General features: G+C 70.0%; 21 protein-coding genes. 17 read left to right on the top strand and 4 right to left on the bottom strand.

Annotated elements, in window-relative coordinates:
• Window positions 1-454 precede the first annotated feature (454 nt).
• The gene (locus tag AB0H84_RS25430) at window positions 455-1,588 is read left to right on the top strand and encodes a cytochrome P450 (protein WP_357608811.1); all 1,134 of its coding nucleotides are present in this window, start codon (window positions 455-457) and stop codon (window positions 1,586-1,588) included.
• Between the two features lie 35 nt (window positions 1,589-1,623).
• Here the strand turns inward: AB0H84_RS25430 and AB0H84_RS25425 are convergent, their stop codons facing one another.
• A complete protein-coding gene (locus AB0H84_RS25425; RefSeq protein ID WP_357608808.1) occupies window positions 1,624-1,827 on the bottom strand; it encodes a hypothetical protein in 204 nt (67 codons plus the stop codon).
• 114 nt (window positions 1,828-1,941) lie between these two features.
• Between AB0H84_RS25425 and AB0H84_RS25420 the strand changes: the two genes are divergently transcribed.
• Window positions 1,942-2,292, top strand: a complete 351-nt coding sequence (locus tag AB0H84_RS25420; RefSeq protein ID WP_357608805.1) for a hypothetical protein — start codon at window positions 1,942-1,944, stop codon at window positions 2,290-2,292.
• 234 nt (window positions 2,293-2,526) lie between these two features.
• Window positions 2,527-3,186 (top strand): sigma factor-like helix-turn-helix DNA-binding protein, encoded by a 660-nt coding sequence (locus tag AB0H84_RS25415; protein WP_357609049.1) that lies wholly within the window; start codon window positions 2,527-2,529, stop codon window positions 3,184-3,186.
• Between the two features lie 263 nt (window positions 3,187-3,449).
• Here AB0H84_RS25415 and AB0H84_RS25410 read toward each other — a convergent pair whose 3' ends face one another.
• Window positions 3,450-4,088, bottom strand: coding sequence for an SDR family NAD(P)-dependent oxidoreductase (locus AB0H84_RS25410; RefSeq protein ID WP_357608802.1), 639 nt, complete (start codon window positions 4,086-4,088; stop codon window positions 3,450-3,452).
• Window positions 4,089-4,549: 461 nt separating this feature from the next.
• Between AB0H84_RS25410 and AB0H84_RS25405 the strand changes: the two genes are divergently transcribed.
• The 12 genes from AB0H84_RS25405 (at window position 4,550) to AB0H84_RS25350 (ending at window position 17,567) form a co-directional block, all read left to right on the top strand.
• Window positions 4,550-7,207 (top strand): AAA family ATPase, encoded by a 2,658-nt coding sequence (locus tag AB0H84_RS25405; protein ID WP_357608799.1) that lies wholly within the window; start codon window positions 4,550-4,552, stop codon window positions 7,205-7,207.
• Between the two features lie 163 nt (window positions 7,208-7,370).
• Complete coding sequence (locus tag AB0H84_RS25400; protein WP_357608796.1) at window positions 7,371-8,138, top strand: SDR family NAD(P)-dependent oxidoreductase; 768 nt, start codon at window positions 7,371-7,373, stop codon at window positions 8,136-8,138.
• Window positions 8,139-8,170: 32 nt separating this feature from the next.
• Window positions 8,171-9,001 (top strand): helix-turn-helix transcriptional regulator, encoded by an 831-nt coding sequence (locus tag AB0H84_RS25395; RefSeq protein ID WP_357608793.1) that lies wholly within the window; start codon window positions 8,171-8,173, stop codon window positions 8,999-9,001.
• Between the two features lie 2 nt (window positions 9,002-9,003).
• Complete coding sequence (locus AB0H84_RS25390) at window positions 9,004-10,188, top strand: low temperature requirement protein A (protein WP_357608790.1); 1,185 nt, start codon at window positions 9,004-9,006, stop codon at window positions 10,186-10,188.
• A gap of 9 nt (window positions 10,189-10,197) precedes the next feature.
• Window positions 10,198-11,928 (top strand): FAD-dependent oxidoreductase, encoded by a 1,731-nt coding sequence (locus AB0H84_RS25385; protein ID WP_357608787.1) that lies wholly within the window; start codon window positions 10,198-10,200, stop codon window positions 11,926-11,928.
• 78 nt (window positions 11,929-12,006) lie between these two features.
• Entirely contained in the window at window positions 12,007-12,786 is a 780-nt protein-coding gene (locus AB0H84_RS25380) for a methyltransferase domain-containing protein (RefSeq protein ID WP_357608784.1), read from the top strand.
• On the top strand, window positions 12,783-13,013 hold the full coding sequence (locus tag AB0H84_RS25375) for a hypothetical protein (RefSeq protein WP_357608781.1): 231 nt from the start codon (window positions 12,783-12,785) through the stop codon (window positions 13,011-13,013). The genes AB0H84_RS25380 and AB0H84_RS25375 overlap by 4 nt, the downstream gene beginning before the upstream one ends.
• Entirely contained in the window at window positions 13,006-14,652 is a 1,647-nt protein-coding gene (locus AB0H84_RS25370; RefSeq protein WP_357608778.1) for a ferritin-like domain-containing protein, read from the top strand. The genes AB0H84_RS25375 and AB0H84_RS25370 overlap by 8 nt, the downstream gene beginning before the upstream one ends.
• Before the next feature lie 20 nt (window positions 14,653-14,672).
• A complete protein-coding gene (locus AB0H84_RS25365; RefSeq protein WP_357608775.1) occupies window positions 14,673-15,389 on the top strand; it encodes an alpha/beta hydrolase in 717 nt (238 codons plus the stop codon).
• Window positions 15,390-15,431: 42 nt separating this feature from the next.
• On the top strand, window positions 15,432-16,346 hold the full coding sequence (locus tag AB0H84_RS25360; protein WP_357608772.1) for an RNA polymerase sigma-70 factor: 915 nt from the start codon (window positions 15,432-15,434) through the stop codon (window positions 16,344-16,346).
• Between the two features lie 46 nt (window positions 16,347-16,392).
• The gene (locus tag AB0H84_RS25355) at window positions 16,393-17,070 is read left to right on the top strand and encodes a hypothetical protein (protein ID WP_357608770.1); all 678 of its coding nucleotides are present in this window, start codon (window positions 16,393-16,395) and stop codon (window positions 17,068-17,070) included.
• Window positions 17,071-17,081: 11 nt separating this feature from the next.
• On the top strand, window positions 17,082-17,567 hold the full coding sequence (locus tag AB0H84_RS25350) for an Ohr family peroxiredoxin (protein ID WP_357608767.1): 486 nt from the start codon (window positions 17,082-17,084) through the stop codon (window positions 17,565-17,567).
• A gap of 7 nt (window positions 17,568-17,574) precedes the next feature.
• Here AB0H84_RS25350 and AB0H84_RS25345 read toward each other — a convergent pair whose 3' ends face one another.
• Entirely contained in the window at window positions 17,575-17,709 is a 135-nt protein-coding gene (locus AB0H84_RS25345; RefSeq protein ID WP_357609046.1) for a WhiB family transcriptional regulator, read from the bottom strand.
• 195 nt (window positions 17,710-17,904) lie between these two features.
• Window positions 17,905-18,348 (bottom strand): alpha/beta fold hydrolase, encoded by a 444-nt coding sequence (locus AB0H84_RS25340; protein WP_357608764.1) that lies wholly within the window; start codon window positions 18,346-18,348, stop codon window positions 17,905-17,907.
• On the opposite strand from AB0H84_RS25340, the gene AB0H84_RS25335 reads away from it, so the two are divergent.
• Both AB0H84_RS25335 and AB0H84_RS25330 read left to right on the top strand, forming a co-directional pair.
• Window positions 18,334-18,990 (top strand): LuxR C-terminal-related transcriptional regulator, encoded by a 657-nt coding sequence (locus AB0H84_RS25335; RefSeq protein ID WP_357608761.1) that lies wholly within the window; start codon window positions 18,334-18,336, stop codon window positions 18,988-18,990. The two genes, AB0H84_RS25340 and AB0H84_RS25335, sit on opposite strands and share 15 nt — an antisense overlap.
• Window positions 18,991-19,060: 70 nt before the next feature.
• Complete coding sequence (locus AB0H84_RS25330; RefSeq protein WP_357608758.1) at window positions 19,061-19,813, top strand: SDR family oxidoreductase; 753 nt, start codon at window positions 19,061-19,063, stop codon at window positions 19,811-19,813.
• The last annotated feature ends 3 nt before the right edge of the window (window positions 19,814-19,816 follow it).

Here is a 19,816-nt window from a genome sequence, read left to right as displayed (position 1 = left end):
GCCCGCGCTGAGCGCGACGGGCTGAGGCTGCGTGTCTGTCTCCACGATCCCGGAGGGTTGACATTGATGAGACGTACGTCACACCCAGCTTCCTGTCACACATAGCCTGGGCTACCCGGTCAACCGTGTGTAGAGCCTCGGCCTCGTCGCCGTCATCAACGCCTGCACCGCATCAATGTCATCAACCAGCAACCTTGAGCACTACTAGCCTGGCCAGTTCGACTTGAACCAGATCGCCCAGACACGGCCTACGACAGATCCGCCATCCCGCATGAGACCAGCTTGGCGAGCCACAGCGATCCAGCGTGGCCCGTGAGACCCCTTCCTCCGCTTCGCTGCTGGGACCTGAAGGAGAAGACACATGTCCCAACCTCTCCCGTTCGTCATCGATCCCACCGGTGCCGACCGGCATGCTGAATACCAGGCCCTGCGGGCTCGTGGCCCGGCCACCCCCGTGGACATCCTCGGCCTGCGCGCCTGGGCGGTCACCGACCCTGCCCTTCTCAAGACTCTGCTCACCAGCCCCGATGTCTCCAAGAACGGCCGCGCTCACTACCCAGCCTTTCAGCAGACGATCAGCACGTGGCCGCTCGCCCTGTGGATCGAGGTGCAGAGCATGCTCACTGCATACGGCGCCGACCACCGCAGGTTACGGCGGATGGTCGCCCCCGCTTTCAGCGCGCGCCGCATCGCCGAACTGAAGCCGATCATCCAATCCCTGGTCACCGAGTTGGTCGACGACCTTGCCGCGGTGCCCCCCGGCCAGGTGGTGGACCTGCGCGAGCGACTGGCCTATCCGCTGCCCATCGCCGTGATCGGCCATCTGATGGGCGTACCAGAAGACCAGCGGGACGATTTCCGGCAGCTCGTCGACAACGTCTTCGACAGCACGCTCACGCCTGAGCAGGCCCAGGCCAACACCGCGCGTCTTTTTGAGACGACCGACCAGTTGATCGCCACCAAGCGCAGCAAATCCGGCGACGACATGACCTCGCTCCTCATCGGGGCACGCGATGAGGAGTCGGACGGCAGCGGCTTCACCGATGTCGAACTGCGCGACACGATGATTCTGATGATCAACGCCGGGTACGAAACGACCGTCAATGTCATCGACCAGGCCGTCTTTGCGATGCTGACGTCCCCCGACCAGCTCCACCTCGTCCGCACCGGCCAGGCGACTTGGGAGGACGTGGTGGAAGAGACCCTTCGCGCCGAGCCCGCCATCAAGTACTTGCCGCTGCGCTTCGCCGTGACCGACATCAAGTTGCCTGACGGGCAGGTCATCGCCGCGGGAGATCCCATTCTCGCCGCGTATGGAGCTGCCAACTGTCACCCGGACTGGCACGGGCCGGACGCCGACTCCTTCGACGTCACCCGCAAGGTGAAGGACCACCTGGCGTTCGGCTACGGCGTGCACTTCTGCCTCGGCGCTCCCCTGGCCCGCCTCGAAGTCGCAGAGGTCCTGCGTCAGCTCTTCGAGCGGTTCCCCGCCATGTCACTCGGGGCACCGGCCGACGCGTTGCGGCCGGTACCCACTCTCATCAGCAACGGTCACCAGGAACTCGTGTACCTGCGCGCCGTCGAGTAGCACGGTTGGGCCGCCGGCGTCGGGCACGCCGACGGTCAGCAGGGTGCGGTGCCCGGCAAGGGGCGGTCCTCAAGGGTGCCGCGGTCCCGCGGGTGCTGATTATTGCGTTGCGGCGCCCGCGCCTCACTGTCGGGCAGTCCAGTCACCGCCAACTCCGGCAGGCCGGTGACCTGCATCTCCGGCAGGCCCGTCGTCTCCGGCGCCTCGTCCGGCACCCGGGTGGCGAAGACCACCGCCATCGATTCGGCCTCCGGGCCACCTCGGCCAGACCGACGAGGAACTGATCGGGCGCCTGTCCCGCGCTCAGCCCGAACGCCGCGCGCAACGCGTTGCCCTGCGACGACGGAAGGCGCGTGAGGCTGTCCGTTATCGGCGCGCACAACTGGTGCGGTCCGGCGAAGGCCAACTCCATCTCGGACTCGACGCCCGCCGCTCTGGCTATCCGGCAGCCGGACGCGCTGTCCCGCGCGTACTCCAGCAGCGTCGTCTTGCCGATGCCGGCCTCGCCGCGCAGAACCAGGACCGAGCTGTGGCCGCCCTGCACCGTCGCCACGAGTTGGTCCAGCGTCGATCAGGCAAACGATGATCAAACAGGTGATCGCTCCCTAGCCTTCGGCAATGTTGCCCACGGCCGGAACCATCGTCACGGCTTCGACGGGCTCGGCGGACAGCATGATCATGGAGACGATGACGTCAGTCTCTGAACGGCGGCACGACCGACTGCCCGCTGAGGTCCTCGGTGGCACCGCCGAGGACCTCACTGGTTGAAGGGCCTCTCCTGCCCCCGGTACCTACCACGGGGCCCAGTGGGCACCCGTAACTCCGGGCCAGGGTACCGACCAGGGTGTCCCAAGGGCGCGATGGAGGGGCCCGAGAAGCGACCGTGATCGCAGTGGCATCGCCGGATGCCAGGGGCGAACGGAGCCGGGACCGTGACCATGAACCTGTTGGAGTCGCACAGAGACCACGCAGAGCAGACCGATGACCGGTCGATCACAGGATGGGACGGAGACGCTTCGGCGTTCGTCAGCGCCGCGCCCCGGCTTTTCGCGATCGGTCTGCGCCTCCTGCAGGACGTGGGCGAGGCCGAGGACGTGGTGCAGGAGACGTGGATGCGTTGGGCCTGTGCCGACCGGTCGGTCGTCATCAGCCCGCCCGCGTTCCTCGCGCTGACCACCACGAGGCTCGCCATCAATGTCGCGCAGTCCGCCCGTAGGCGCCGCGAGACCTCCGCCGGCCCCTGGCTTCCCGAGACGACGGACCTCTCTGTCGGCCCCGAGACGTCAGCCGAACGACGCGAGGCGGTCGACACCGCGATCCGGCTGCTGCTGGAAAGACTGAACCCCGCCGAACGAGCGGTCTATCTCCTACGCATAGCCTTCGACTACCCCTACGGCCAGATCTCCGAGATCCTCCACCTGGGCGAAGACCATGCGCGGCAACTCCTGCGACGCGCCCGCGACCACCTTGCCACCGAGCGACGCCACCAGGTGAGCACCACCGCGCACCGGCGCCTCGTACGGACGTTCGTCGTCGCCGCGCAGTCCGGCGACCTCGCCGGACTGGAAGAACTGCTCGCCGACGACGTCGCCCGCTAGGTCCGATCAGCGTCGGGCTACGGCCGGGGTGGCGCCCTCAGGCCAGGTGTCGACGTCGCAGCAATGGAGGGACGAGAAGGCGGGTCAAGCCATCGATGACGTCTCTGACCTGAGCGCCCAGATCGGCCCTGCGCGAGGCGGTGACACGGGGATGCCGGTGCCTTCCTCGTAACGGTGTGTCACGACCGCCGCGTTCGGTCCTGCGACCAATGGCATGTCCGGCGTGGCGAAGGTCGCCTATGCGCAGGGCCGGTGTCACTCCCCTATTGGGTCTGGTCGGTCGGGCGGATGAGGATCTCGTTGACCGCGACGTGCTCCGGCTGGGTGACCGCGTACACGACGGCGTCGGCGATGTCCTGGGGCTGCAGGGTGCGCATGGAGGCGGCCATGTTCTGCGCGGCGGCCCGCATCGTGGGGTCCGTGTTGTGGCCGGTCAGCTCGGTGGCGACGAAGCCGGGCTCGATGACCACGACACGCACACCCCGGGTGGTGACCTCCTGCCGCAGCGATTCGGAGAAGGCGGTGATGCCGAACTTGGTCGCGGCGTAGACACCGGCGTAGGCCGACGCGATCCAGCCCGAGGTCGAGGAGACCTGCACGATCGTGCCCCTGCGCTCCAACAGGTGGGGCAGACCCGCATGGACCATGTACATCGAGCCGAGCAGGTTGGTCTCGACCATGCGGGTCCATTGCGTGATGTCCGCACCCACGATCGGGCCGTTGAGCATCACCCCGGCGTTGTTCTTGAACTGAGCGAGCTCTTCGTCGTCTCCCAGGACGAGCATCGGCTTGCCGGGGTCACACAGCATGGTGACCGTGAAACGGACCGGGAGTCGTGTTGCCGTCCTGATAACGGCTGACGTCACCACCAGGAGTGCGGGTGCGGCGGCGCCGATCTTCATCGGGATCCCTTTCGTCCGCCAGGCCACCTCGTTGCCCCCGGTCGCCAGCTAAGACCGGACAGCCTCCAGGCTGTGACAGCTGCCGCGAAATGGCGGCGTCGTGGCGAGGAACCAGGTACGTCAACCCGCCACAAGCCACACGGGGCGGCCCATGGCCCCGCACCGACCTCGTGCCGTCCGCACGCCCGGCCGGACATGGAACACTGCCTCAGTCCCGATGGCGTCGTATCCGAGCTTGTGGACGGCATCCGCGACGATGATCTACCGGCTCAGCTGGGGAGACGCAGATCGTACAACTTGGCCCGGCGCGTGCCTAGGGTGTATTTAAAGGCGTGCAACTGGTGCAAAAGGCGGGGGACCGTGAACCGACGTAGGCGGGGCGCCCGGCATGGTCAGAACACCGGCTGGTCGGGCGGGAACCGGAGCGCGCTCTCCTCGATCAGACGATCGCGGCCGTCCGCATGGGCGAGAGCCGCGTGCTCGTCGTACACGGCGCGCCGGGAGTCGGGAAAACGACGCTGCTGGAGTACGCGGCGAGCTCGGCGACGGGCATGCGGGTGCTGCGTGCGGCCGGTGTCGAGTCCGAGATGGAACTGGCTTTCGCCACTTTGCACCAGTTGTGCGCACCGCTGCTGGATCAGCTGGAGAACCTTCCCGCACCGCAGCGCGACGCCCTCGAGACGGTCTTCGGGATACGAGGGGGAACGCCGCCCGAACGTTTCCTGGTCGCGCTGGCCGTACTGAGCCTGCTGTCTGACGCCTCGGAGAAGGGTCCCCTGCTCTGCGTGGTAGACGACGCGCAGTGGATGGACCGGGCCTCGGCGCAGGTCCTCGGCTTCGTCGCCCGGCGGCTCCTCGCGGAGTCGGTCGCCCTCGTCTTCGGCTCTCGCGAACAGACCCACGACCTGCTCGGACTGCCGGAGCTCGAGGTCACCGGCCTGACGGCGGAAGAGGCGCACGCCCTGCTGAGCCGGGTGACGCACGTCCAGATCGATCAACACGTCCGCGACCGGTTCGTGGCCGAGACCAGGGGAAACCCGCTGGCCCTGCTGGAGCTGCCGCGTGATCTGGCGGTGACCCGGATGGCGGGCGGGTTCGGCCTCCTTGACGCCGACACGCTGCCCGGCAGGATCGAGCAAAGCTTCCTGGCCAGGATCGAGGGCCTGTCCGCGCAGACCCGGCTGCTCTTGCTGGTCGCCGCGGCAGAGCCGCTCGGTGACCCCTCGCTGGTGTGGCGTGCCGCCGAACGGCTCGGCGTCACTCCCGCGGCAGTCCTGGCCGGCGGGACGGACGGGCTGCTGGAGTTCGGCGTGCGGGTGATCTTCCGTCACCCGCTCGTGCGGTCTGCCGTGTACCGCTCGGCGAAGGAAGGGGATCGCCGGGCGGTCCACCTCGCGCTGGCGGAGGTCACCGACGCAAAGGCCGACCCGGACCGCCGTGCCTGGCATCTCGCGTCCGCGGCCGCCGCGCCCGACGAGGGCGTCGCCGCCGAGCTGGAACGGTCTGCCGGCCGGGCACAGGCGCGCGGCGGTCTGGCGGCTGCGGCGGCGTTCCTGCAGCGATCCGTGGCTCTGACCATCGACACCTCGCGGCGTGCCGAGCGTGCCCTGATGGCGGCGGACGCCAGCCTCAGGGCGGGTGACATCGAGGCCGCACGCCGCTTCGCCGACATCGCCGACCGGGATGCCCAGAGCGAGTTCCAGCGCGTACGAGCGCACCTGACGCGCGGTCACATCACGTTCGCGACCGGCTTCGACAACGAGGCGCCGCTGATGCTGTTGGCAGCCGCGCGGCGGCTGCAGCCGTTCGACCTGGACCTGGCGCGTGAGACGTACCTCATCGCCTGGGGTTCCGCGTCGTTCGGCGCGGCGAACCGAGGCAGCCTCATGGCCGTCTCCCAGGCGATCAGGGAACTCCCCGCGCCCGAGGGCAGCCCGCGGCTCCTGGAGCTCGTGCTCGAGGGTTTCGCGCTGCTCATCACCGACGGCAGGAGAGCCGCGCTTCCCACATTGCGCAGGGCGCAGGCCGCGCTCGCCGACTGCCCCGTTCAGGAGCTCCTGAAATGGGGCTGGGCGGCCTTCGGCGTGAGCCCGCTCGTCTGGGACGACCTGGCCATGCCTGAGACCCGCGCCAGGGCACTGGACGAGGTGCGCAGATCCGGCGTCGTGTCCGACCTTCCCGTCTATCTCCACTCGCTGGGGATACCGACCGCGCTGAGCGGGGACCTCGCCGCCGCGGCCGCGCTCGTCGCGGAAGCGGAAGCCGCCGTCGATGCGACGGGCGTGCCCATGGCGCAGCACACGCAACTCCTGCTGACGGCGATGCAAGGCAAAGAGGCCGAGGCCATGGAGATCATCGAGGCCACGATTGAGGAGGCCGGCGCCAGCGGCCAGCTGAACGGTGTCGCCACCGCCCAATGGGCGGCCGCGATCCTCTACAACGGCCTGGCCCGCTACGGGCTCGCGCTGCCGGCAGCCCATGCCGGCAGCGAGAGCGCCAACCTGATCGTCTCTCAGTGGGCGCTGCCCGAGCTCGTCGAGGCTGCGGCGCGCTCCGGGGACGACGCGGCGGCCCGCGAGGCGCTCGACGGCCTGGCGGACGCGGCAGAACCATGCGACACGGACTGGGCGCAGGGGATCCTGGCTCGCTGCCGTGCGCTGCTGACCGACACCGCCGCCGCGGACGGGCTCTACCGCGAGGCCATCGAACGGCTGGGCCGTACACTTCTCCATCCCGAACTGGCGCGCGCTCACCTGCTGTACGGCGAGTGGCTGCGCAGGGAACGGCAGCGGGCCGAGGCGCGGGTCCACCTGCGGACGGCGTACGAGATGTTCGTGTCGATAGGGATGGAGGCGTTCGCCGAGCGTGCCCGCCGCGAGCTCCTCGCTACGGGGGACCATGTCCGCGAGCGCAAGAGTTCCTCGATGAGCGGCGAGCTGACCGCGCAGGAGAAGCAGATCGCCCTGCTCGTGCGAGACGGCCTGTCCAACCCCGAAGTCGCGGCACGGCTCTTTCTGAGCCCGCGCACGGTGGAGTGGCACCTCCGCAAGATCTTCACCAAGCTCGGGATCAGCTCCAGGAAGCAGCTCGGCGACGTACTGTCGGGCGGCGAGGCGTAGCCCCGCCGCCGGGGCACTCACTGGCCCCGGTTGACCAGTGAGACACCCTGGTTCGGCCCAGGGGTTCACTGCGCGAGTCTCATCACGTCGGCACTTCGGCCGGACGCGGGAGAAGCGGTCGTGCCTGCGTGCGGCCTCCTCGCCCCGATGGAATGAGACAGCCATGCATGATCAGCCGCTGGACGGCGCCGTCGCGCTCGTCACTGGCGCGAGCAGCGGAATCGGCGCCGCGACCGCGTGCCGCCTCGCCCGTGAGGGCGCGGCGGTCGCTCTCGTGGCCCGCCGCCGCGACCGCCTGGACCGGGTCGCGAGCGACATCGCGATGCTGGGCGGCGAGGCCGTCGGGTTGGAGGCCGACATCACCGAACCCGAGCGCGCCGAGAACGTGGTGCAGGACACGCTGGACCGGTTCGGACGGCTGGACATCCTGGTCAACAACGCCGGGATCATGCTGCTCAACTCGGCGCTGCACACCACCGTTGAAGAGTGGGATCGGATGATCTCGCTCAACGTGGCAGGGCTGTTGCACGTCACGCACGCCGCCGTCCCGCACCTGATCTACGCCGCGTCGACATCCCCCCGGCAGGTGGCAGACCTGGTGAACGTCAGCTCGACGGCCGGGCGGGTCGCCCGGCCGGGGAGCAGCGTCTACGGCCTGACCAAGTCCGGCGTGAACGCGTTCACCGAGTCGCTTCGCCAGGAACTGCTCGGCGAGCGCGTCCGGGTCAGCGTGGTCGAGCCCGGGACCGTGGATACCGAGCTGGTGAACCACCTGAGCGACACCGTCCGGGACGCGGCCCGCCGGCGGATCGACGGAATCGAAGCGCTGCGCCCGGAGGACGTGGCGGACGCCATCGGCTACATCGTCACGCGAGACCGGCGGGTCGCCATCAACGAGTTGCTGGTCCGCGCCGGCGACCAGACCTGGTAACCGCGTTCGATGGAGGAGACCGAGGAGGACGGATGGTCAGCTCGTTCGGCCCGCTCCTGCGCAGGTTGCGGCAGGAATCGGGGTTGACGATCGAGGAGCTTTCGCATGCCTCGGGCGTGAGCGTGCGGGCGATCGGTGACATGGAGCGAGGTGTCAGCCGCAGCCCGCAACGGCGCACGGTGCAGGCGCTGGCCGAGGCATTGCGGGTGGATGAGGGACAGCGAGCGGAGCCGGCCGAGGCTGCACGGGTGGGGCGGCCGCGGCTGAGCGGCCCGGTCACCGGTGCGGGCCAACTGCCGCGCGATACAGGGGATTTCGTCGGCCGCCTGCGGGAGCTCGATCTGCTGCGCGACCTCGCCGAGCAGGCGGAGACCGGGGAAACCGCGGTGGTGGCCACTATCTCCGGTAACGCCGGGATCGGGAAGACAGCCCTGGCCGTCCACGCCACCCGGCACTTGGGGGAGGCGTTCCCTCACGGCTGCTTCTATGTGGACCTGCGCGGCATGGACAGCGTCCCGCTGACAGCTGGGACTGCCCTGTCGCGGCTGCTGAAGGCGCTGGGTGTGGTCGAGCAAGGGATCCCGCACGAAGAGGAGGAGCGGGCGGGACTCTACCGGTCGGTGCCGGGTCAGCGCCGGTGCCTGATCACGTGGCGAGGGCGGCGGAGGTGCGCGCGGAAGTCGAGAAGCTGGTGTCTAGTGAGTCTGATCCGTTGGGCGGATGAGGATCTCGTGCGCGATCCGGCCCGACGTCGAGGAGTGGCCTCCCGACTTGTGACAACCACCGCCACGATCTGTCACAGATCGCGACGCCGTCCGGTCTTTCCTGGCGAACCGGACGCCGCAAGAGCGACAGGAGCGTGAGCGTGCCCTCAACCAGGACCACCACCCGGATCCGGGTCAGGATGAGCTCGCGGCCCATCGACGAGCCGCATCGCGCGTCGAGCCAGCTCGAGCTCCTCTTCGATCTCACCTTCGTGGTCGCGGTCGCGGCCGTCACGGCGCAGTTCGCGCATGCCATCGCTGAAGGTCATGGCCTGACCGGGCTGGTCCCGTTCCTCCAGGTGTTCTTCGCGATCTGGTGGGCGTGGATGAACTTCACCTGGTTCGCCTCGTCCTACGACACCGATGACGTTCCCTACCGGCTGCTGACCATGGTGCAGATGGCTGGGGTGCTGGTCCTCGCCGCCGGCGTGCCCGCCGCGGTCGGCCACTCCGACTACGGGATCATCACCCTGGGCTACCTCATCATGAGGATCGGGCTTGTCGCCCAATGGCTGAGGGCCGCGTTCGAAGACCCGGCGAGCCGCCGTACGGGGCTCCGCTATGCCGGGGGCATAGGGCTGGCCGAGTTGGGCTGGTTGCTCCGGCTCGCTCTCGTGGAGGCGGGCCTCCTGCCGGCGTCACTCCAGCTGCCGTTCTTCGCCTGCCTGGTCGTCCTGGAGCTGGCGGTGCCGTGGTGGGCGGAGCGGATCAGGGCAACCACCTGGCACCCGCACCACATCGCCGAGCGCTACGGCCTGTTCACGATCATCCTGCTGGGTGAAAGTGTCCTGGCCGCGAGCAGAGGGGTTGAAGGGGCGCTCGAAGCGGGCCCCCTCGTCGTCATCGCCGGATCCGGTCTCGTCCTGCTGTTCGCCCTGTGGTGGCTGTACTTCCTGGTCGAGGCAGGGGAGGGGCTCAGCGACCGGCGTGATCGGTCGTACTGGTGGGGGTACGGCCACTTCGGCATCTTCGCCGCGCTGGCGGCTCTTGGCGCCGGGCTCGAGGTGGCTGTGGAGCAGAGCGGGCGCCAGGCGGCGGCATCGCCGATGGCGATCGGCTACGCGGTCGCCATCCCGGTCGGGGTGTATCTCATCCTGCTCTGGGCGGTGCACGCGCTGGTCGACGCGGACTCCGTCATCCCCCGCACTGCCGTGGCAGGGTGCGTCGGCGCCGTCGTGTTGTCGCCGCTCGCGGCGCCATGGATCGGGCTGGCCGCCGTGGTCGCGCTGATCGCGGCCGCCTGCGTCGCGCTGGTCGCCGTCGCCATCTGGGCGGCACGTAGCTGAAGGAGCATCATGCACGCATCAGAGAACAGAATCGCCACGTCCGTCCTGGTCATCGGGACCGGAGGGGCCGGGCTGCGGGCGGCCATCGAACTCGCCGAGCGCGGGGTGGATGTCCTCGCGGTCGGCAAACGGCCGAAGGCGGACGCACACACCTCGCTCGCGGCGGGCGGCATCAACGCGGCCCTCGCCACGATGGACCCCGAGGACACCTGGCAGCAGCACGCGGCCGACACTCTCAAGGAGAGTTACCTGCTGGCCAACCCCGAGACGGTGCGCATCGTCACCGAGGGGGCCGCGCGTGGCATCGAGGACCTCGTGCGGTACGGCATGCCGTTCGCACGCGAGCAGGACGGGCGGATCTCCCAGCGCTTCTTCGGCGCCCACACCTTCCGGCGCACCTCGTACGCGGGGGACTACACCGGACTTGAGATCCAGCGCACGCTGATCAACCGGGCGACCCAGCTCGACGTCCGCGTCCTCGACACGGTGTACATCACGCGGCTTCTCGTGCGCGACAACGCGGTCTTCGGCGCGTACGGGTTCGACCTGACCGACGGCAGCCGCTATGTCATCCATGCCGATGCGGTGATCCTGGCCGCGGGCGGCCACACCCGGATCTGGCGGCGCACCTCCTCCCGCAGGGACGAGAACACCGGCGACTCCTTCCGCCTGGCCGTCCTGGCCGGCTGCCGCGTCCGCGACGCCGAGCTGGTGCAGTTCCACCCATCTGGTCTCATCGCGCCGGAGAACGCGGCGGGCACGCTCGTCTCCGAGGCGGCACGGGGAGAGGGCGGGATCCTGCGCAACCGGCTCGGCGAGCGGTTCATGTCCCGGTACGACCCGGAGCGGATGGAGTTGTCCACGCGCGACCGGGTCGCGCTGGCCGCCTACACAGAGATCAAGGAAGGTCGCGGCACCCCGGACGGCGGTGTGTGGCTGGACGTGTCGCATCTGCCGCGCGAGACGATCATGACGCGGCTGCCTCGCGTCTACCAGACGCTCCTGGAACTGCAGATGCTCGACATCACCAAGAAGCCGATCGAGGTCGCGCCGACCGCGCACTACTCGATGGGCGGGGTCTGGGTACGCCCCGAGGACCACGGCACGGGCGTCGACGGTCTGTACGCGATCGGGGAGGCGGCCAGCGGCCTGCACGGCGCCAACCGCCTGGGCGGCAACTCCCTCATCGAGCTCCTCGTCTTCGGCCGCATCGTCGGCCAGGCGGCGGCGGAGTATTCCGCCGGCCTCGACGCCCAGCGCCGCTCCGCCGAGGCGCTCGCCGCAGCGCGGGAGGAAGTGGACGAGCTCCTGTCTGCCGACGGCCCGGAGAACGTGCGGTCGCTGCAGCGAGCGCTGCGCGACATCATGACGGAGCACGCCGGAGTGGTACGCGACGAGGGCGGCCTGCGAAAAGGCCTCGCCGAACTGGCCGCGGTCGAGGCGCGCATCAGCGGGATAGGCGTGCACCCGGACATCGCCGGCTTCCAGGACCTGGCCCACGCCTTCGACCTGAAGTCCGCGGCACTCACCGCGCGCGCGACCATCGAAACCGCGATCGAGCGCCGCGAGACCCGCGGCTGCCACAACCGCTCCGACTACCCGCAACTCGACCCCGCACTGCAGGTCAACCTCGTGTGGTCCGGCCCCGGATCGGTGGAGCGGGAGAGCATCCCGCCGATTCCCGCCGAGATCGCGGCGCTCATGCGCGAGGTCTCGACCGTGGGAAAGCTCGTCGAGTAGCCGGATCTTGTCACAAATGCCGGGGCTGTCCTGTCTTAGCTGGCGATCGGGCCACATCACTGAACGGGGGAAGTTGTTGTGACCGCGTTGGCGATGGTCGCCGAGTTCGACGATGTCGCGGGCTGGACCGCCGACGCCGTCGAACTGCTGGGGGAGCGGCATGCCGTACCGGCTGCCTGCCGTGGCAGCGCGAGCCCCGCGGCGCTGGCATGGCTGGCCGAGGCGTGCGAGCTGGCGCCCGGGATGCGGCTGCTCGATGTGGGCGCGGGAGTCGGCGGGCCGGCGGCCTGGGCGGCCGAGCGGTTCGGGGTCCGGCCAATCCTGATCGAGCCGATGCCGACCGCCAGCCGTGCGGCCGCCCGGCTGTTCGGACTGCCGGTCATCGCGGCCGACGGGCGAGAGATCCCGCTCCGCCCGGCAACCGCCGACGCCGCCTGGTGCCTGGGCGTGCTGTGCACCGTGCGGGACAAGGCCGCGGTCCTCAGGGAGATCCACCGGGTGCTCAAGCCCGGCGCCTCGCTCGGGCTCTCGGTGGTCGTGGCCAGGGGCCCGCAGGTTCTCCAGGTCCCCGACGGCAACCACTTTCCCACCTGCCGGGAGCTCGACGCGCTGCTCGAAGGCGCCGGGTTCGAGGTTCTCGAGCAACTCGACCAGCCCGGCCGGGCGCCTCTGTCGTGGTCGCGGCGCGCCGACCAGGTCGCCGCGGTAGTGGCCCGCCGCCACTGGGCTGATCCCGCCTACGCGCTCGCTGCCCGCCAGGGCGAGCGCTTCGCCCGCCTGTTCGCCACCGGCCAGATCGCCGTCCGCCTGATCCACGCGGTCAGCAGGCCGGCCGTACAACCCATGGAGGAGACATGAGCACCTCGAACGGTGAGAACGAGTTCCTGTACGAGCTCCACGTCGAGATCGAGGAAGAACTGATCATCGCCGAGGCCAGCCATCCGGAGGAGGAGATGGGGCGGCCGGTCACCGAGTGGCTGTACGACCCGACGGACGTCGAGCGCGAGGAGATCGCTCTGCGGGTGCTGCGCGACGCGGTCGAGGTGCTGGAGGACGGCTCGCGGCCGGGTGGCGACGTTGCCTGAGCCGCGGATCGTCACGCTCGCCAGCCTCCGCGAGCACCTGCAGTGGGCGATCGAGCTGGAGCACGCGACGCTGCCGCCGTACCTGACCGCGCTGTACTCCCTCGACCCGGAGCGCAACCCGGCTGCCGTCGAGGTGGTGAGCGGCGTCTTCGTGGAGGAGATGCTGCACCTGGCGCTGGCGGCGAACCTGCTCAACGCCGTCGGCGGCGCCCCGCGGCTCGACACGCCCGAGATGCTGCCGCCGCACCCCCGCAAGCTGCCCCACGGCGACCTCGAGCTGTCGCTGGTGCCGTTCGGCCCGGAAGCGCTGGAGATGTTCCTGCGCCTGGAACAGCCCGCGCCGCCCGGCGCCCCGCCGGAGGACGACGACTACGAGACCATCGGGCAGTTCTACGCCGCGATCGAGCAGGGGTTGCGCTACCTGTGCGACACGCTCGGCGAGAAGGAGGTCTTCTCCGGCGACCCGGCCCGGCAGGTGAGCGGCGGCCACTTCCGCCACACCGGCGGCAGGCTGGTCGCCGTCACCGACCTCGCCTCGGCGCTGGACGCGCTTGAGGAGATCGTCGAGCAGGGGGAGGGTACCGCCCGCAGCGAGGTCTGGGACGGTGACCAGGACGAGGTCGCCCATTACTACCGCTTCATGGAGCTGAAGCTGGGTCGCCGCTACCGGCGCGGGGACACCCCTGAGTCCGGGCCCACCGGTGAGAGGCTCTCGGTGGATCTCACCGGGGTGTTTCCCATGACGCCCAACCCTGCGGACCGCGCCGCGCAGGAGGAGTTCAACCACACCTACTGCGCGATCCTGCACCTGCTGGAGGTGGCCTTCAACGGCAGCCCGAGGATGCTCGCCGTCGCCACCGGGGAGATGTACGCGCTCAAGGCCCAGGCGCACGAGCTGATGCGGCGGGGCGGCCTGACCTTCGAGTACGTCCCGCCCGAGCTGCGCCGCTGGAGCGCGGGCGACCACCAGCGGATCGTCGCGCTCCGCGACGGGCCGTACGTCGTGTACGGTCGCGTCCCCCTGCGGCGCAAGCGGAAGATCGTCTCCGCCGAGCAGAAGAACGCGCTCACCTGGAAGACCGGCGAGCCGCTGGAGACCGAGGAGACCTACGCGCTGTGCCGCTGCGGCCATTCGGGCGCCAAGCCGTTCTGCGACGGCACCCACGCCGTGATCGGCTTCGACGGCACGGAGGCCGCGCCGATGCGGCCCTACCAGGAGCTGCAGCACGTGCACGACGGCGTCGGCATCTCCGCGCAGCGAGTGGGCGAGCTGTGCGTGCACGCCGCCTTCTGCATCGGCCGGACCAGGCCCATCGCCAAGATGCTCGACGACACCGCCGACAGCGACGTGCGCTCGAACATCATGGGCCGCATCGATCACTGCCCCTCCGGCTCCTACAGCTACGCACTCGAACGCGGTGGCGAGACGATCGAGGCCGACCTCCCGCGCGCCATCTCGGTGCTGGAGGAGGAGGAGGGCCTGGCCAGCGCGCTGTGGGTGACCGGCGGCATACCCATCACCCGGTCGGACGGCCGGCCCCTGGAGACCAGGAACCGGATGACGCTGTGCCGTTGCGGCCACTCCGGCAACAAACCGCTCTGCGACGGCACCCACCGCGAGATCGGCTTTCACGAGTGAACAACCAGAAAGGCAATCCCATGAACCAGCCCGTCGTCCTCCTCGTCCACGGCGCCTTCGCCGAGTCGGCCGGCTGGAACCGCGTCATCCAGCGCCTGCGCGGCAACCAGCTCACCACGGTTGCCGTGGCCAACCCGCTGCGCAGCGTGGAGGGCGACGCCGCTTACCTGCGGGGCGTGATCGACGGCATCGGCGGCCCTGTCGTCCTGGTCGGCCATTCCTACGGCGGCATGGTGATCAGCCAGGCGGCGGCGGGCAACCCGGCCGTGCGTGCCCTGGTCTACGTCGCCGCCTTCGCCCCCGAGCCCGGCGAGAGCGCGCTGCTGCTGTCGAGCAAGTTCGAGGGCAGCACGCTCGGCCAGGCGCTGCAGTCCTACCCGGTGGCCTCCGGCGGCAACGAGTTCCGCATCGACCCCGCCAAGTTCCACCGCCAGTTCTGCGCCGACCTCGACACCGAGGAGGCCGCGCTGATGGCCGCGACCCAGCGGCCGGTGACCGAGCGCGCCCTGTCCGACGGGCTCGCCGTCGATGAGGCGCCCTGGCGCACCGTCCCGTCCTGGTTCGTCCACGGCGACAAGGACCTCAACATCCCGGCCGCCGCACTGCGCTTCATGGCCGAGCGCGCGGACTCGCGCTGTACCCGCGAGGTCGCCGGCGCCTCCCACGCGCTCGCGGCCTCTCAGCCCGACGCCGTGACAGCGACTATCCTCGACGCTGCCGACCACGCGCGAGGCTGACGAATCCCTGCCCAGGCCAACGGGCGAATCGACGTGGGGCACATGAACACGGAATCCCCGGAACAGGCGGATGCTCTCGATCGGGCGGCGTCCGCCTTCATCGAGCTGCGCCCGCGGCTGTTCGGCATCGCCTACCGGATGCTGGGCAGCGCGGCCGAGGCCGAGGACATCGTCCAGGAGGTGTGGCTGCGCTGGCAGGACACCGACCGCGAGACCATCGAGAACCCGCCGGCCTTTCTGGCGCTGGTTACCACCCGGCTGGCCATCAACCTGGCGCAGTCGGCGCGCGTGCGGCGGGAGTCCTACATCGGCCCCTGGCTGCCGGAACCCGTGGACACCAGTCTGGACCCCACTGTCGGCGCCGAACGCGGCGAAGCGCTGGAGCTGGCCTTTCTGCTCCTGCTGGAGAGACTCAATCCCACCGAGCGCGCCGCTTACGTCCTGCGCGAGGCCTTCGACTACCCCTATCCGCAGATAGCGGAGATCCTGCGGCTCACCCCGGTCAATGTCAGGCAGATCGTGAGCCGCGCCCGCAGGCGCCTGACCGCCGTACGCCACGAGCCCATCGACAGGCTCCAGCACCGGCGCCTCCTGGAGACCTTCCTCGACGCCGCCCAGACGGGAAATGTCGGCGCCTTGGAGGAGCTCTTCGCCGCCGACGTCGTCAGCTCCTCCGACGGAGACGGCATCAGGGGATCGGCCAAGTTCCCCGTGCTGGGCAGCGAGCGGGTGGCCAGGTTCGTGGCCGCGTTCTCACCGCGGTTCTGGCCGGGCACCGCCATCACGTGGGTCGAGATGAACGGGCTGCCAGGCGTGCTCGTCACCCGGGACGGCAGCGGCGTCGCCCTGCTCGGCATCGAGGCCTCCAGGGAGGGGATCCACCACCTGTTGTGGATCCTCAACCCGGCCAAGATCGAGGCCTTCGAGCGGTCTCGCAGCCGCTCTGTCACAACGTAACGGGCTGTCCGGTCTTACCTGCCAACAATGAAGGAGGCGGCAGACCATGACCGAGATGGGCGCCGAGTCGCTGGCGGAGATGCTCGACGAACGGCAGCACCTGCTCGAGATCGCTCTGTGGATCTTCGGCTCGGACACCACGGCCGACCACGTCGTCCAGGAGACCTATCGCCGCTGGTACGCCCTCGATCAGGAGGAGCGCGCCGCCATCGCGGTGCCGCGCGCCTGGCTGACGCGGACAGCGGGCAGCATCTGCCTGGAGCTCCTCGCCGACCCCGACCCCGACCCCGTACCCGGCGGCCTGGTGACCCCGGCCCAGCCTGTGCCCGGTCCGACCTCGTACCAGGCCGGATACAGCCAGGTGATGCTCGCCAGGCACGAGCGGGTGGCCCGCAGGTTCGCCGCGGCCTGCCAGGCGGGCAACACAGATGCGCTGCGGGAAGTCCTGGCCGCCGACGCGATCGTCGTCAGCGATGGCGGCGGCAAGGTGCGCGTCGCCGTACGGCCGACTTACGGCGCGGAGGCGGTCACGCGGGTCGTCACGGCGTTGCTGATCGACCAGCCAGAAACCGAGCTGGCCATCGGGTCGGTGAACGGCAGGACGGGGCTCGTCCTGCGGCGGGCGGGCAAGGCCGTGGCGGTGGCCAGCGTGAGCGTGGCCGGCGCCGAGGTCACGGCGGTATGGATCATCTTGAACCCCGACAAACTCCAGCATTGGCGCTGAAAGGCATACCAGTGAACGACCAGATCCTCCCCACTGACCACGACTACAACGGGGCGGAATTCAAGCCGCTCTACTCCACGCGCGTCGCCGTGACCGGCGGCAGTTCCTTACACGGACGGGCCAGCGGCCAGGCCAGGTCCGCTGACGGCACCCTCTCCCTAGAGCTGCGGATGCCGGAGGAGCTCGGCGGCGACAACCCCGGACCGAACCCCGAGCAGCTCTTCGCCGCCGGATACGCCGCCTGCTTCCACGGCGCGCTCAGCCTGCTGGCCAGGCGGCACCTGCTCGACCCGGCCGCGATCTCGGTGGAGGCCACCGTGGCCTTCGGCCGGGATCCCGCCGACGGCGGTTACCAGCTACGGGCGGACCTCGTCGTGAACTGGCCAGGGGTGGCAGCGGCGGCGGCCGCCCCGCTGCTGGAGCAGGCCACGGCGCTGTGCCCGTACGCGAAGATGACCCGGCAGGGCATCCCCGCCACTATCAGCTTCGCCTCCTGACTCTGCCTCACCCGGCCCGCCGCTCGCGGGTGGCGCGGATGCGGCGGCGCTCGTCAGGGGTGGTGCCGCCCCACATCCCGTCCGCCTCGCCCGTTTCCAGGGCCCACCTCAGGCACTGCGCGCACCGGGCAGCCCTGCAGATCCGCCGGGCGACCGCGGTCTGCCAGGCAGGCCGGCCCTCCCAGGTGAACGGGGGAAGAGCTCGGGATCGCTGTCGCGGCAGGCCCCGCGGTCTGCCCAGTGCAGGGGTGCGAGGGGTGCTGTGTTCATGATCGTCACCTGAGTGTCGGAGGCCAGGGGGACCGGCCCGCGAGTAGCGGGCCGGTCCTTCCCGGCGTCAGCGGGTACCGAGGTCGGCGTCGAAGATGGCGTCGGCGACGGCGCCGGGGTGATTGACCGAGACCGCGTGCGAGGACTTCACCTCGACGACGTGAGCCGTGGCGCGCTTGGCCATCCACCGCTGCCCGTTCGGATCGATGGCCTTGTCCTGGGTCGTGATGATCGCCCAGCTGGGAATCTTCTTCCAAACCGGGTACACCAGAGCCTTGACGTTGGAGGCCTGGCGGGCGGCGTTGGTGATCACGCTGCCGCCGTAGGAGTGGCCGACCAGGATCACGTCGCCGCGCACGTTCCTGACGACGCTGGCGATGCAGGCGGCGTCACCCGACACGCTGCGCAGCGGGTTGGCGGGCGCGATAACCGGGTACCCGCGCCGCTGCAGCCGGGCGACGACCCCGTCCCAGCTGCTGGCGTCGGCGAAGGCGCCGTGGACGAGCACCACCGTGGGAAGGCGGCGGGCGGAGCTGTCGGCCATAGCCGGGGTGGTGGACGCCGCGACGGCGGCCAGGCCGAGAGCGGCGGGCGCCCCTGCGGGCGGGGGGATCGCGGCCGGGCGGTCCTGGTCACCGAGTTCGCCGAGACCCGCCACCGCCGCAACGCCGACATCCCCATCTTCGCGGCCACCGCGCTGCACGCCCGCACCCTCCTGGACGGCGACGAAGCCCTGATCGACCGCGCCGTCGAACTGTACGGGGACATCCCGCGGCCGCTCGTGCTCGCGGCGGCGCTGGAGGACACCGGCACGGGCGGCCACCTGGACACCGCCCCGCGACTCTACGAGCAGGTCGAGGCCGAGCACGACGCCACCCGCGTCCGCGACCGCCTCAAGGGCCTGGGCGAGCGCCGCTCGCGCGCGGGGTCCGGCAGGCCGACCGCAGGCTGGGACAGCCTGACCGCCTCCGAGCTGCAGATCGTCAGGCTCGTCGCGGGCGGCGCCACCAACAAGCAGGTCGCCGATCGGCTCTACCTGTCGCCGCACACGGTCAGCACGCACCGCTGGCACGCCTTCACCAAGCTCGGGATCAGCTCGCGCGTCGAGCTCACCGGGCTCGTCCTCGAACACGAGGCCGCCTGTCACAACTGAGGGGGCTGCCTTGTCTTAGCTGACGACAGGGGCGCACCACAGCGCCCCGAAAGCCAGAAGGGTGCCAACAATGAAAATCGTAGTGATCGGCGGGACCGGGCTCATCGGGTCGAAGCTGGTGAAGAAGCTGGGCGAGCACGGCCACGAGGCCGTGGCCGCGTCGCCGAACACCGGCGTCAACACGCTGACCGGCGAGGGCCTGGCCGAGGTGCTGAAGGGCGCCCAGGTCGTGATCGACGTGTCGAACTCGCCCTCGTTCGAGCGCGAGGCCGTCATGAAGTTCTTCCAGACCTCCACCGGCAACCTCCTGGCGGCCGAGGCGGCCGCGGGCGTGGGCCACCACGTGGCGGTGTCCATCGTGGGGACCGAGCGGATGCCGGAGAACGGCTACTTCGCGGCGAAGATCGCCCAGGAGAAGCTGATCGAGAAGTCGGGCATCCCGTTCTCGCTGGTGCACTCCACCCAGTTCTTCGAGTTCGCCCGCGGCATCGCCGACGAGAGCACGGTCGACGGCAAGGTGCACATCGCGCCGGTGCTGTTCCAGCCGATCGCGGGCGACGACGTGGCCCAGGCGGTCGGCAGGACCGCGGTGGGGACGCCGCTGAACGGCCGGATCGAGATCGCCGGACCGACCCAGTACAAGATGGACGAGTTCTTCCGCAAGGCGCTGGCCGCCTGGGGCGACACCCGCGAGGTTGTCACCGACCCGCAGGCTCGCTACTTCGGCAGCGTGCTCGGCGAGCGGTCGCTGGTGCCCGGTGAGGGCGCGCAGCTCGGCACCATCACCTACAAAGACTGGCTCGACCAGTCCACCGCGAAGTAGGGC

Source organism: Nonomuraea sp. NPDC050786, from assembly GCF_040654115.1.
In the GTDB taxonomy this organism is placed as follows: Bacteria; Actinomycetota; Actinomycetes; order Streptosporangiales; family Streptosporangiaceae; genus Nonomuraea.
Note: the sequence above shows the minus strand (reverse complement) of the source record. Positions and strands in the feature narration are given on the sequence as shown.